Origin of the sequence: Steroidobacter flavus, from assembly GCF_042651805.1 — a bacterium.
In the GTDB taxonomy this organism is placed as follows: domain Bacteria; phylum Pseudomonadota; class Gammaproteobacteria; order Steroidobacterales; family Steroidobacteraceae; genus Steroidobacter; species Steroidobacter flavus.
In genome coordinates, this window is record NZ_JBHSDU010000003.1 from 3,488,252 (window position 1) to 3,502,075 (window position 13,824).

Consider the following 13,824-nt stretch of genomic DNA (forward strand, 5'->3'; position numbering starts at 1 on the left):
ATCACAGATGAGCGTCCTCAAGGGTTATCGGGTGCTGGATTGTTCGATCGCCATGGCGGGGCCGTTCGCCGCGCAACGGCTCGGCGATCTCGGGGCCGATGTGATCAAGGTCGAGCCGGTCGCCGGTGAATGGCAGCGCTTCCGCGCGGCCGGTGGCGCGACGGGCAATCGCATCAATGTTTCCTTTCTTTCGCTGAACCGGAACAAGCGCTCGCTCGCCGTCGATCTGAAGGCGGCGGAAGGCAAGCAGGTGCTGATGGAGCTGGTGAAGACCGCGGATGTATTCATCCAGAACTACCGGCCCGGTGTCGCCAAGCGCCTGGGCGTGGACTACGAGACGCTGAGCAAGATCAATCCGCGTCTTATATATGTATCGATCTCCGGCTACGGGGAGACTGGTCCTTACGTGGACCGCCCCGGTCAGGACCTGCTGTTGCAGGGCATGTCGGGCGCGATGCTCTCTGCCGGTCGCGCGGGCGAGCCGCCGACGCCCGCCGGACAATATCTCGCCGACGCAGTCACAGCCTACACCGCATTCGAAGGCACCCTGGCCGCGCTGTTACATCGCGAGCGCACCGGTGAAGGTCAGCTCGTGCAGGTCAACATGCTGGACGCCATTGTCGCGATTCAGATGCAGGAGCTCTCTGTATTCACGGTCGGCAAGAAGCCGCAGGTTCGATCGGCCGAGCCGCATGCTCACAGTTACATTCGCGCTCCGTACGGCGTGTTTGCGACTGCCGATGGCTACATCGTCATGGCGTTCGCGAATCTGAAGAAGCTGGGCGAGCTGATCGGCGAGCCGAGCTTCGCCGACATGGTCGACGAAGAGAAGGACAGCTGGACCTATCGAGATGAAATCTTCGCCCGCACGCGCGAACGACTCGTGGCGCGCAAGTCGCAGGAGTGGATCGAGCTGTTCCTGAAGAACGATATCTGGGCCGGCCCGGTGTACGGCTACGAGGATGTGGTGAAGGATCCGCAGATCGCGCATAACGGCACGTTCGTCGAGTACGACCATCCCACGGAAGGTCACGTCAAAATGCCAGGCTTTCCGATCAAGTTCAGCAAGACGCCTTCGAGCATCTCGCGCGGCGCGCCGCAGACGGGCGAGCACACGAGCGCTATCTTGCAGGAAGCGGGCTTTGCGCCGGAGAAGATCAGCAGCCTCATCAGCGCGGGCGTCGTGAAGCAGGACTGAGCATGCATTATCTCGGCCTGACCTGGGATCATCCTCGCGGCTATAACGCTTTAGCCGCCGCCGCTGCTCGACTCGATGTGAATCGGGACCGGTTCACGCTGGCCTGGCAGAAGCAACCGTTGGAAGGCTTCGAGGCGCATCCGATTGCGGATCTGTGTGCTCGATACGATCTGGTGGTGCTGGATCATCCGCACGTGGGTGAGGCGGTTGCGTCGAAATGTCTGCAACCGCTGGAATCGCTGTTCTCCGCCGTCGAGATCGCGTCGCTGGAGGCGGACACTATTGGCCCCTGCCTGAGCAGCTATAAATATGAAGGTCAGCACTGGGCGCTGCCGTTGGATGCCGCCACCCAGGTGATGGCGTACCGCGCCGATTTGGTCGGTGGCGAGGCGCCGGTGACGTGGGATGAAGTCGTTGCGTTGTCGGAACGCGCGCCGGTCGCGTTGTCGGTCGCCGGGCCGCATGCGGCGTTGAGTTTTCAGTCCATCGCCACTTCGTTCGGCGAGCCGCCCGCGAATCGCGATCCCGAGTTGTTTGTTTCCGAGGCGACGGGCCTGGCGGTGCTCGATGTGATGGCTCGGCTCGCGAGCCGCAGTCCGTCGAGCGTGTGGGCGCTGAATCCCATCGGCATCCTGGGGCACATGGCGCAGTCGCGAGACGTTGCGTTGTGCCCGCTGATTTATGGCTACGTGAACTATGCGAGCCCGACGCAGTCCGGCGCGGCTCCCATCTCGTTCTCGAATGCGCCGCGAAAGGTTGCGGGCGGCCGGCCCGGATCGACGCTCGGCGGCACCGGAATCGGTATCTCCACTCGATGCAAGCCGTCGCCCGAGCTGCTGAACCACTTGCGATGGCTGCTTTCGGAAGGCGCACAGAGCGTGTTCATTCCGTCGCACGACGGCCAGCCGAGCCGTCGCTCGTCGTGGCACAACGCTGCCGTGAACGAGCGTTGGAATCGTTTCTATGAGCACACTGCCGAGACGTTGGAAAAGGCGTACGTGCGGCCCCGTTTCAACGGCGCGATTGCTTTCCAGACTCGTTGCTCACAGCTGATCCGCGACGGGCTGGCGGAGCGACGGTCGCATCGTGCGGTGCTGGGCGATATTCAAGATGCGTACGGCGCCTCGTTCCGCGCGGCTGCTGCCTGAGGACATGATCATGACCGACAAGGTTCTGTTCGACGTGCAAGGTCACGTCGCCACGATCACGCTGAATCGACCCGAGAAGCTCAACGCCGCCACGCCGGAGATGTCCAAGGCCATCGTGGCCGCGGCGGAGGAGTGCAATCGTAACGATCAGATCCGTTGCGTCATCGTGACGGGCGCCGGGCCGAAATCCTTTTGCGCGGGCTCCGACATCGCGGAGCTCGATACCTACGCGACGCCCTGGGATTTCCGCAACCGTGCGGACTACTGCGATGCCATTCATCGTTTGTTGAAGCCGAGCATCGCGGCCGTGAATGGCTACGCCTTCGGCGGTGGTCTCGAGACCGCATTGTCTTGTGACATTCGCATCGCATCGAAGAACGCGCGCTTCGCGGCGCCGGAGATCAAGCTGGGTTGGATCGGCGGCGGCGGCATGGCGGCGTTTCTTTCCAAGAGCATCGGTTTGTCAAACACGGCGCTGATGCTGATGACCGGCGATCCCATCGATGCCGAGAAGGCGTTGTCGTGGGGCCTGATCAGCGAGTTGGTCGAGCAAGAAGAATTAATGCCACGCGCCCGCGCAATTGCCGAGACCATTGCTTCTCGCGCGCCCATCGCGGCCGAGACGGCCAAGTTGAATCTGCGTGCGGCGTGTTCGATGCCGCTCGAGAAGGCAATGGAATACGAGCGCGACTTGCAGACCATTTGTTTCGCCACCGCGGATGCTGCGGAGGGCCGGGCGGCGTTTAAAGAGAAGCGTGCGCCGGTGTTTCAGCGGCGCTGAGTTTGTTTCGGGGGATAAGTATGACTTTGCTCGGGATGGCTCGCGGCACGGCCTTGGCTTTGTGTGTTTGGCCCGTCGTGGGCTTCAGCGCCTTCGTGCCCGACAATCAACGCAACGTCGAGACTGTCACGTTCACGGTCTCTCCTCAGGGCGATGATAGCGCCGATGGCTCCGCGACTCGCCCGTTCAAAACGCTGGCCCGGGCTCAGCAAGCCGTTCGCTCGGTCAACTCCAATGCAAACGTCGTCGTGTTGCTCGCCGACGGCATCTATCGAATCGCCGATCCATTGCATTTCACCCCGGCCGATGGCGGCCAGGATGGCAACAACGTCACCTGGCAGTCGGCACCGAACGCCTCGCCGGTGATCGCCGGCTCGCTTCCGGTGACCGGCTGGAAAATCTCCGACGCCGCTCGCCAGATCTACGTCGCCGACGTGCCGGCCGGCACGGATACGCGGCAGTTGTGGGTGAACAATCGATTGGCCAAGCCCGCGTCCATCGAGATTCCGCGCTCGGCGATCGAATTCGATGCCGAAGGGATGACGATCAACGACCCGAAGTACGACTATCTCGCGAGCCTGCCGACTCAGCATCGTATCGAAGTGCAGGCGACGGGTTACTTCACGAATCGTCTCTCGCCAGTGAAGAGCATCGCCGGTCGAAAGCTCCTCATGCAGCAGCCGGCGTGGGACAACAACACTTGGGGCTATGACACGCTCAACGCGCCGGTGGGATCCGAGTCAGCGCATCTTTATCTCAACAACTCGCTGGCGTTTCTGACTCAGCCGAATCAGTTCTATGTCGATCCGGAGGGCGGCAAGCTCTACTATCGGCCCGCGGCGGGCGTGACGCCGGAGCAGATGACAGTTGAGTTGCCTCGATTGCCGTATCTCGTCGCCATCGGCGGCAGCTACGAGCGGCCGGTTCGAGATCTCACGTTCAAAGGCATTCGGTTCTCTTACACCAGCTGGATGGGACCGTCCTCTCCCGAAGGCTATGCCGATCAGCAGAGCGGCGCGTATCTCACCGGCGTGACGCCGGGGCGTCCGAAGGATGCGTTCAAGAGCTGTGTGTGGGGTTGCCGCGCCTTCGAGACTCGCCGCAACGATTGGTCGCAGATTCCCGCAGCCGTGCAGGTCTCGGCCGCCGAGCGCATCGTGTTCGATCAAGTCGTATTCGCGCACCTTGGGCAGATCGGCCTGGGCATTGGCAACAACGACAACGCCCACGCGACCGGCGTCGGTCTTGGAGCGCGCAGCATCGAAGTGAAGCGGAGCGTATTCAACGATCTCGCCGGTGGCGCGATCCTGGCGGGCGGCATCAGCCGCGATGCGCATCATCCGTCCAATCCGCGCATGGCGAATCGAAACGTCGTGATCGCCAACAATCGCATCAAGACGGTGAGTCAGGTGTACATGGACAACAGCGCCATCCTGAGCACCTATGTCGATAGCGCCATCATCCTTCACAACGACATTTCCGATGCGCCTTACGACGGCATCGATATCGGGTGGGGTTGGGGCATCAATGATGTCGGCGGTAACGCGGTGTATCGCATCGCTGAGCGCGGTCACTACGATCATCCCGACAATCTCATCTATGACACACCGACGTTGCATCGGCGCGTGATGGTGGCCTACAACCGCTTGTACAACATCAAGACACGCTTCCATGACGGCGGGGCGATCTATAACTTGTCCGCCAGCCCGGATACGTTCATCGCCGAGAATTACGTCTACAACATTCCGGATCGGATTGCGCTGTATCTCGACGAGGGGTCGAGGTACATCACGATACGTAACAACGTCGTCGACGGGGCGGGGACCTGGTTGAACATCAACACGGTCGGTAGTTATCAGCCGCTGCGAACGTCGACGGACAACAAGGCTGTCGGCAACTGGCACACCGAAGGTAAGGTCGGCGGGCTGTGGGATGCGTATAACAACAACTTGATGGAAGGGAATCAGCTGATCAAAGGCGGCAAGTGGCCCGCTGAAGCACGCCGTGTGATGGAGAACGCCGGGATTCAGAAGGAAGCAGGCGCTGTCGCCTACGGCGATGCGCGATGACTTTCTAGGAGCGCGCGGCCATGGTCTTCAGGCGTTCTTCGATGCCTGAGAATATGGACTTGCGGAGCGATCTGGGAAAATCGCTCGGGAGTTTTGCCGCGACCTCCGCCATGGCGACCGGCACTCGTTCCTGCAGCTCGTCCATGGCGCGCTCCACGATGCGCCTGGAAACGCCGGCTTGCGCGGCTGATTGAATGAAGTGGCGGGGTTGAATCGTGTGCAGGACATAGTGACGGCTGTCGCCGACCGACATGGCCAGTTTCATCCGGTTGCGCTTGACCTGCTGCGCGGCATAGTTCGGCTGCAGCGACAAGATGTCGTACAGCGGTGTCAGCCGGAAGCCGCCGCCTGGATAGAGAAAGATACTGAAATTCTTGGCATGCCCGTCAGTCGCTCCCAATAGCCAGAAGAAGATCTGTGCTTTGAGAAACAGGAGTTGATCCTCGCCCGGCCGATCGCTCGATTTGAGGAGCTGGAGAATTCGATGGATGCCCGGCCCTCCCTCGCTTTGATACTTTCGCGTCGGCGGCACAGACAGTGCTTGGCACAAGTCCTCTTGCGGTAATCGCAACAAGCGATCGTCCTTGGTCCACTGACGGTCGAAACGCTCGACGACCAACGCACGCTGTCCGGCGAAATCGGCGATCGCGGTTTTCGCCGCCGGCAAATCCGCAGCGGCGGCGAGCTGCATGCAAAGGTATTCATTCTCGACGCTGCGCGACAGGTCGAGTCCGTTCTTCAAGACTCCGATCTGCGGTTTGATGATGTGCGTGGTGGCCGTGCTGCCACGGGGCAGGTGCCACCGATTGTTCCAACGAAGCAGCGCGGTCTTCTCCTGGGCGCCCGCGATGGAGATCCGGAAGGTATCATCTGTCGAGAGGCCCAACGGCGTACTACCGAGATCTGTCAGCAGTTTTGCGATGCGCAGCGGCGTGATACGTTCACCGTCGACTGTGCCGGCAGGTGCGGGCTCTTGGTCTTCCTGAAGGAACTGCAGGGCACCGACGCAGTCCCGACCGATGGCGGACAACAGATCGAATGCGTCTGCGCTGTGCGCGCCGACGCGCTCGGCGATCCGGCGGCGAATGTCCATGCTGTCGGGAATCAGATTGTCGAAGACGGCGTTGACCGTTTCACCGCCATAGTTGTCCGTGCGCAGAGGGAGCGACAACGAAATAGGAAATGTGTGTTCCCATCGCAGCCAGGATTTGTCGTATCGGAAATCGCTGGCGCCCGACGTCTCCTTGCTCAGCTGCCCGACGAGGCGCGCATTCAGAAAAACGTTCAGGCGCACGCGAGCCATCAGAACACGTCTTCGATGCTGTTCCGGGTTCCGGTAGAGCGAAGTGCGACCAATAGCTCCAGGTCGAGCGCCGCGAGCACGTCGAACAGAGTGCCGAGCTGGATCCCCGCGTCGCCCTTTTCCAGCTTGGAAATGGTCGCCTGCCTCCTTCCGATCAGCTCGCCGAGCTGCGCTTGTGACAGGCCGCGGTCGCGCCTTTGCTGACGAACGATTGCGGCGATCTGGTCGGGACTGCGAGCTTTACGGTTCATGATGGCAATGGTCGCTGACATACGCTAAAGCGTATAAAGTCAGATTATACGCTGCAGCGTATAGAATCAAGATATACGCATTAGCGTATAGGCGGACGGCGGCTTCCCTAAGGCAGTGGCCGCAGTCCCTCCGCACGCACGTGCCAGCCTTCCTTCGGGAAGCCGGGCAGGTAAGTGAGATCGCCCTCCCACCCGGCCGCCATCAATCCGACGGCAAGTAACAAGCCGCCGTTGGAGGGAAAGTATGTCTCCGCGAGGCGGCGGTAGCCAGCATCGGCGCTCGCGCCACCCGTGGAGGTGGGCACGAGGTCCGCTGCATGTTCGTTGAGATGCACGCGCGGTGTCATGCCGCTTACACCGAACTGGAAGTTTCGAGACCCAGAAAGCAGGAAGTCGACCCCCTTGTCCGGCTCGTGCAAGCGAGCCGCCGTCATGGCGAGTAACGGAAAGTCCCAGCCCCACGTCTGGCGTAGATCCCAATGCGATTCCACCGCGCGCAACGTCCGACGCATGGTCTCCTTGTCGACACTCAAGCCCGGCAGCAAGCCCAGCGCACCAACAAAGGAAGGATGGTCGCGATTCCAACATTCATCGGCCGTGTGTCCGTTGGAGCAAGGGGCACCGCGAGCCTGTTCCCACTGCTGAGGAAACGATTCGACAGCGAGATACACGCCGTCTCGTTGGGGTAGCGGCGAGAGCTTCTGTAGCACGCGATCCCACTCAGGCTTACGCGGCATCTTCAGTCGTTCGCGCCAGCTCTGGGCGGTGGCCAGGCCGAAACGAAAATATTCCAGCTCGAACGTGGGATTGAACGTCGTCAGCGGCGGAAACACTTCCTGCGCCGGAATCAGCGGCGGGCCGAGCACGTAGCGATCGGTCTGCTCATCGTAATGAGCAAAGGACGCCAGCAGATCGGCCGTCTCAAACACGAGCTCTCGATACTGCGCCAAGGTGAGCGGGCTCGGTCGGTCGCGATAGATCAGCTCCGCCAGAAAGATCGGATGCGGCTGCTGCCACATCAAGAACGGCGTGATGGTGCTCGGGCTTTCGCGACCCTCGGGTCCAACCATCTTCGGCCACCACGCACCGCTCAAGCCATGAGAGGCGGCTCGCGCCTTCGCTTGCGGCAAATGTTGTTGGTACCAAGGCATGCTGCGCTCGAGCAGCTCAGTGCGCCCCCATTGCGCGAAGTGCGCAGCATGCCAAGGATGCATTTCCAAGTGGAACTTGCCGTTCCAGCTGTTGGAGAACAGGCCTTCCTCTTGAGGCGGCACGGTTCCGGCGGCGTTCAACGCCATCAAGTACTGAGAGAGCACGACGCGTCGCTCGAGCTCACTGGCGCGCGGGTCGGTGCTGCCGGCGAAGTCGATCACGCCGCCGTTGTTCCAATAGGAATCCCAGTGCGCCGTCACCGCGTCGTGCGTCGCTGATGCCGACGGGAGCGGTTGCGAAGGCCGCTCGGAAGAGAACAGCACGCTGAAGCGGAAGACATCGCCCTTGGGTTGAATTCGAATCGTATGCGGGCCGACGGAATCGAACGACACGTCCTCATCGCTCGCGGCTTCGACAAAGTAGCGAGTGTCATCGAGCCGGCGTTGCAGTGAGATCCCGCGTGCGGTCTTCCCGACGATCTCAGTGACATGACGCTCCGGATGCTCCCAATCGGCCGGATTAGGATTGAGCTGAGCTGCGACGCCTGGAAACTTCAAATCCACCGCAAGCTGCGAAGCGTTGAGGGTCGGTGCCTGGATACTCACCTGAAGCAGGTCGAGCCGAGGATGGACGCTCGTCTCGATCTCGACCGGCTGGCCTTCGAACTCGAAGTGACTGCGCAACGTGCCGCTCCACAAATCGAGGGTCTGTCGTGTCGCCTTCAAATCGGCGAACGTCGCGGGCTTGCCGTCCTTTGAAAGCAGACGCAGAGACACGCGCCCGAGCGAAAAACGATGGGGATTCTCCCGCAGCCACTGAATCTCGGGCCGCTTCGCCTCCGACCAGTCGTGTAGCCAGGGATACTGCTGAGGCTGACCGCGAACGTCGACGGCCTTGAGGCTGTCCTCATATTTATACTGCTTCGGATTGGGAAAGCTGTGCCACGCCCACTGTGCCTGAGTCATCAGCGGCGCCAACGGCGAGTACTGCTTGTCGAACGTCTGCAGCCCCGTGATATCGGCGGTGAAAGCGATATTGCCGTTGCCGACCATCAAGGGCGAGGAGGGGTCGATGCTCGTCAGTGTGGGATTGTGTCGAGTGACGAGCGCTTTCCGATCGATGCTCGTGTCCTCGGCGTGTACCCAATCGAAATCCGCGATGCCGCCGCCGGCCAGATTCGATGTAAAAGTAAACAGCGCAGGCCGCGCGCCTTTCCACCAGCTGAACATCAGCTTCGCGCGCGTGCCAAAGGGCTTGAACGTCTTGCCCTCATCGGTGCTGTACGAGTAGCGGGCGAACTCATCGTCGACGTTCACGCGGAGGAGCAGAGAGTCGGCGGTGAGCGCATCGCCGAGCGTGTCCGTACCTGCGTAAGAGAAGGTGAGATGGCGCTTGCCAGCCTGCTGCGTCAGCCCGATCCAACTGGGACGCTTGCCGAACATGGCGAGCCCGGCTTTCTGGCCGTCACGCATCTCGCCGATCAGCATGCGCGCAGTGATCTGAGACGATCGACCATGCAGCACCTGGGTCAACGTATTGCGCGCACTGACGAAGTTCGTCGCGGGCATGGCCTTCAATCGCAAATGACCACGGCGCTCCTTCAAGCTCCAATGTGCATCGGAAGGATTGTGATTCCATTCCCATTGCACGCCGAGCTTCGGGTCGGAGAACTCATCGGACGTCTGGATCTGCACGGGATCGAATGTGCCGCCGACGTGAGGTACGCGATGTGACATCACGGGCTGACCGTTGTCGCCCATCACCGGCCAACCGTCTTCCCAGCGCACCGGCTGCATATGAACGATGCGTCCGTACGCGCCGGTGCTGTTGAAATGCAAGAACCAGCCTTCGCCCGAAGGTGTCTCGACGTAGCCGCCCTGATGGGGCGCCTGCACGTGCGTCGTTCCTTTGGAGAGCACGGTGCGAATGTCGTAAGGCCCGTAGATGTTCTTCGAGCGAAGCACCGCCTGCGGACCTTCGCCAACGCCGCCGTACGGCGCGAAGATGTAGTAGTAATCGTCGCGTTTGAGCAGCTTCGGTCCTTCGAGAATGGGCAATCGCACTTTGTCTTCGACGATCACCTTGCCGGCATCGAGCACCTTGGTGCCGTCGGCGGTCATTCGTCGCAGGATCAGCGGGCCCGCGCCGACGCGCGAATGAACCAGATAGGCGTTACCGTCGTCGTCCCACAGCGGGCACGGATCTTCGAGGTTGGGCTCATCGATGACTTTGACGGGCGCGCTCCACGGTCCCTCGGCTCGTGCAGCGCTGGCCATGAACACGCCTTCGGTGGGCGTTGCGAAATACACATAGAAGCGCCCCTCGTGAAAACGGATAGACGGTGCCCACACACCGGCGGCGTAGCGATGGCCCATCTTGGTATTGAAAGGAATGCGCTCGGCGGTGTCGTCGAATTCCACCGGCCCGGGCAGATCGTAGTTGGGATCGAAGCTCAGTCGGGGCAGCACGTGACCGATCAGCGTCCAGTGCACCAGGTCCTTGGATTTCAGCACCGGCAGGCCCGGCGAGAAATGAAACGACGACGCCACCATGTAGTAGCTGTCGTCGACGCGGATGACGTCTGGATCGGAGTAGTCCGAATGCAGGACCGGATTGCGATAGACAGGCGGGGCATCGGCCGCCGCGACGCTCGTCGGAGTGACGAGCGCCGTCGCTAGAATGAGCGCTCCAGTCAGCGCGAGAGCTATCGACTTCATGAGGATCCCTGTGACGGCGTGACAGCATGGGGGTGACTGTCACGCCGCCACGCTTCGATCATAACGTGCGGACCGTCATTCCAACGAACATGGTGCGACCGTTGTAATCGTAGGTCGCGGGCCAGGTGTTGGCTCGAATCTGCGCGCTGCCGACCACCGGCGGATCGTCGTCGGCGAGATTGTTTACGCCGCCGAAGAATTCCACCTTGTCGCCCCAGTTATATGAGAACGAGAAGTCGAGGTAGTTCTGCGACTTGAGGCGCGGATTCACCAGATCGGCGTAAGCAGGCGGCGTCGCACCCGAGCGCAGCGGCAGCAGATAACGATCGACCGTCACATCGTCGATGTATCGATGCCGCAGACTCAGGCTGAGCGGGCCGGTGCTCCAGGTGAAGCGGGTCACGCCCTTGTATTCGGGAATGGGCTCGCCGCAGGTGGTGCCGTAAGAGCCGACGCAACGATTCTTCACGTTCGGGAACGCCTGCACCGGCGTCGAGGTGAATTCGTTCGTCTTGGTCCAGGCCGTGCTGATGTTCAACGTGCTGCCGTTGCCGAACAGGCCGAAGCCGAAATCGAATCCATAGCGCGCGGAGAAGTCATAGCCGTTGGTCTCCAATCCGCCGGTGTTTGCCTGGCGGATCTCGGCGTAGTACGGAATGCTGATCTCGCCCGTCACCGGGTTGCGATTGACGGCCTGGCAGAACTCGCTGTTGGCGTTCTGAATGATGTTGTAGCAGAGGTTCAACGTGTTGTTGAGGCCGCCACCGAGTTGCGCGATCGCGCCGTCGAGCGTGATGTCGAAGTAGTCCAACGTCACGGCCAGTTTCGGCAATATGCGAGGTGTGATGACCACGCCGAAGGTGCGCGTGTCGGACTCTTCTTCGCCAACGTTCGGATTACCACCAAACAATGCGGGGATGATGGTGTTCGGCTGCACGCCCGCCGTGAACACCGACGCCGCTGGCACGCCGCTCGCGACACACAGTGCGCGCACGGCATCGGTTCGGCCGGAAGCCGGCTGTTTGTCGGAGCAGGGATCGGTTGCCGGTTCGACGCTCTGGCGCAGGCCGCCGTACAAGTCTGCGACGTTCGGTGCGCGAATGGCGTGCTGGAATTGACCGCGGAACGCGACGTCTTCATTCAAGCGCCAGTCGAGACCATACAGATACGTCCACACCTTGCCCACGCCTTCCAGATCGTAGTCGGACTGACGGAAGCCGCCGTTAGCGGCGAGGGTGTCGATGAACGGCAAGCCACTGAGGATCGGAACGCGCAATTCGCCGAACACTTCTTTAGCAGTGACATCGCCTTCGGTGGGCAGGCCGGGGTTGAAGCCCACCACGTCGCCCGAGCGCAGGAACTCATCCGGCACAAACTTTGACGACGCATAGCGCCACTCGGCACCGAGCGAGAACGCCAACGGACCGGCCGGCAAATCGACGATCTGGCCGGACAGCGTGGCGGCTGCGACTTGCAACTCAGCTTCGGTCGAGTTGGTCGCGCCGATGGCGATCGCATCCACGCCGGCATCCGAAATGTTCTGGCCGAAGATGTTGAGCACTGGTGCCGCGCCGCCGTTCGAGAGCAGCGCCGTCGCGAAGCGGCTGCGAGAAACGTTGCCAGATTGACGGCTCGTTTCTTCGGTGCGCGCGAAGGTGTAATAAACATCGTAGGCGAGATTACGGAGGAAGTGGTCCGAAACATCGCCGATGTCGCCCCGCATGCCCAGCGCCATGCGCCAGACGTTGCGATCCGAAACGTTCTCGCGCAGTCCCACTTCAACCAGGCGGCGGCCGACGTTGATCACGGCGAAGCCGTCGTTCGGATTGTTGACGCGCGAGCTGGAGCCGGTGGTCACGGTGGTCGGGCCCGTTTCGGCGAGGTCCAGTTGACGCAGCACCTCGTTCATCCCTGGAAGGTTGGCGAGGTAGGGATTGTTGACGTTGAACAGGAACGGGCCGCTGATGTTGGTCGGCGCCAGTTGCTGATCGACGCGGTTGTTACTGAAGTGGAACTCCAGATAGCCGGTCGCTTTGTCGGTGAAGTCGTAATGACTGAACGCGTTCACCATCCAGCGCTCTTGAGGCACTTGCAGATAGTTGTCGGGACCGAGATTGAAGTCGTCCTGCGGCGTGAGGGCAGGGCGCACCGAGGTGCCGTCGTCGTTGAACGTAAAGCCACGCGAGCCCATGCCGGTCAGGCCGGCCGCGGCCAGTGCCGCATTCAAGCCTGGATTCGATGTGGCCGAGCCCGCGATGGGAACGCCAGTGAAACGGCCGTTCGGAATATCGCCGCTGCCGCCGGCGATGAGGCCGGGCACGCCACCAGCGGCACGACAGGTCGAGCCCGAAGGCACGGACACAGGAACGCCAGCATGATCACGGCTGAAAGACGCCGGTGTCACGCAGCCATCGGACAAGGAGTCGTACGCCCATTCGCCGCGCTCGCCACGAGTGATGGAGCCGCGATTCAGATAATTCACCGATACGACCGCGTTACCGCGACCCTCGGCGAAGTTACCGCCGACTGTGAGATCGATGTTGTAAGTCGGCGTGGTGGTCGGGCTGTCGTAACTGGTTTGCGCCGTCGCTTCGACGCCTTCGAAGTCATCGCGCATGATGAAGTTCACGACGCCGGTGATCGCGTCGGAGCCATACACGGCGGAGGAACCGCCAGTGACGACTTCAGTGCGCGCGATCAGCGCCGTCGGAATGGTGTTGAGGTCGGTGACTTGTTCCGGGCCGTAGATTGCAAACCGCCGTCCATTGACCAGGACCAGATTGCGGGATGCGCCGAAGCCGCGAAGATTCACGTCAGCAGTGCCGCCGGGCACTGTGTTTGCCGTCGCGCCGCCGTTGGTGGAGGCCACGAATTGAGGCGCGTCGCTCAGGATCTTTTCAACGTTGGGTGCGCCCGACAGTTTTATTTCTTCCGTACTGATGACGCTCACCGGCGTCGAGGTGTCGATGCCCTCGCGCGCGATTCTCGAGCCCGTCACCAATACTTCTTCCACTTCCGCGTGCTGCGTGTCCTGTGCCAGCGCCGCCACGCCAAAAGTAGAACCTGCGAATACCACACCGAAGCCGAGCGCAGCCGCTCGCCGGCGATGTTTGCCACTCCCGATCATTTCATAGCCCCCTATGAAGAATTTGTTGTTGCCCTCACGCCAAGCGGCGTGAGCGGTTTTGAATCGTTTTGATGGACC

The 13,824-nt window shown here is 61.4% G+C and carries 8 protein-coding genes; 4 read left to right on the top strand and 4 right to left on the bottom strand.

The features are described 5' to 3' along the window. Positions 1-7: 7 nt before the first annotated feature. Genes ACFPN2_RS20800 through ACFPN2_RS20815 form a run of 4 tightly spaced genes read left to right on the top strand, consistent with a single transcriptional unit; the run spans position 8 to position 5,196 of the window. Positions 8-1,198: a CaiB/BaiF CoA transferase family protein gene (locus tag ACFPN2_RS20800; protein WP_380599988.1), complete on the top strand. Its 1,191-nt coding sequence runs from the start codon at positions 8-10 to the stop codon at positions 1,196-1,198. 2 nt (positions 1,199-1,200) lie between these two features. Next, complete coding sequence (locus ACFPN2_RS20805) at positions 1,201-2,346, top strand: ABC transporter substrate-binding protein (RefSeq protein WP_380599990.1); 1,146 nt, start codon at positions 1,201-1,203, stop codon at positions 2,344-2,346. A gap of 10 nt (positions 2,347-2,356) precedes the next feature. Further along, positions 2,357-3,127: an enoyl-CoA hydratase/isomerase family protein gene (locus tag ACFPN2_RS20810; protein WP_380599992.1), complete on the top strand. Its 771-nt coding sequence runs from the start codon at positions 2,357-2,359 to the stop codon at positions 3,125-3,127. A gap of 20 nt (positions 3,128-3,147) precedes the next feature. Further along, positions 3,148-5,196, top strand: coding sequence for a right-handed parallel beta-helix repeat-containing protein (locus ACFPN2_RS20815; protein ID WP_380599994.1), 2,049 nt, complete (start codon positions 3,148-3,150; stop codon positions 5,194-5,196). A gap of 4 nt (positions 5,197-5,200) precedes the next feature. Here the strand turns inward: ACFPN2_RS20815 and ACFPN2_RS20820 are convergent, their stop codons facing one another. The 4 genes from ACFPN2_RS20820 to ACFPN2_RS20835 form a co-directional block, all read right to left on the bottom strand. Continuing rightward, positions 5,201-6,499: a type II toxin-antitoxin system HipA family toxin gene (locus ACFPN2_RS20820; protein ID WP_380599996.1), complete on the bottom strand. Its 1,299-nt coding sequence runs from the start codon at positions 6,497-6,499 to the stop codon at positions 5,201-5,203. Next, the gene (locus ACFPN2_RS20825; RefSeq protein WP_380599997.1) at positions 6,499-6,750 is read right to left on the bottom strand and encodes a helix-turn-helix domain-containing protein; all 252 of its coding nucleotides are present in this window, start codon (positions 6,748-6,750) and stop codon (positions 6,499-6,501) included. The genes ACFPN2_RS20820 and ACFPN2_RS20825 overlap by 1 nt, the downstream gene beginning before the upstream one ends. 107 nt (positions 6,751-6,857) lie before the next feature. After that, positions 6,858-10,619 carry a family 43 glycosylhydrolase gene (locus ACFPN2_RS20830; RefSeq protein ID WP_380599999.1) on the bottom strand — a complete coding sequence of 1,254 codons (3,762 nt, stop codon included), beginning with the start codon at positions 10,617-10,619 and terminating at the stop codon, positions 6,858-6,860. Positions 10,620-10,677: 58 nt separating this feature from the next. Then, entirely contained in the window at positions 10,678-13,746 is a 3,069-nt protein-coding gene (locus ACFPN2_RS20835) for a TonB-dependent receptor domain-containing protein (RefSeq protein ID WP_380600001.1), read from the bottom strand. Positions 13,747-13,824: the final 78 nt, after the last annotated feature.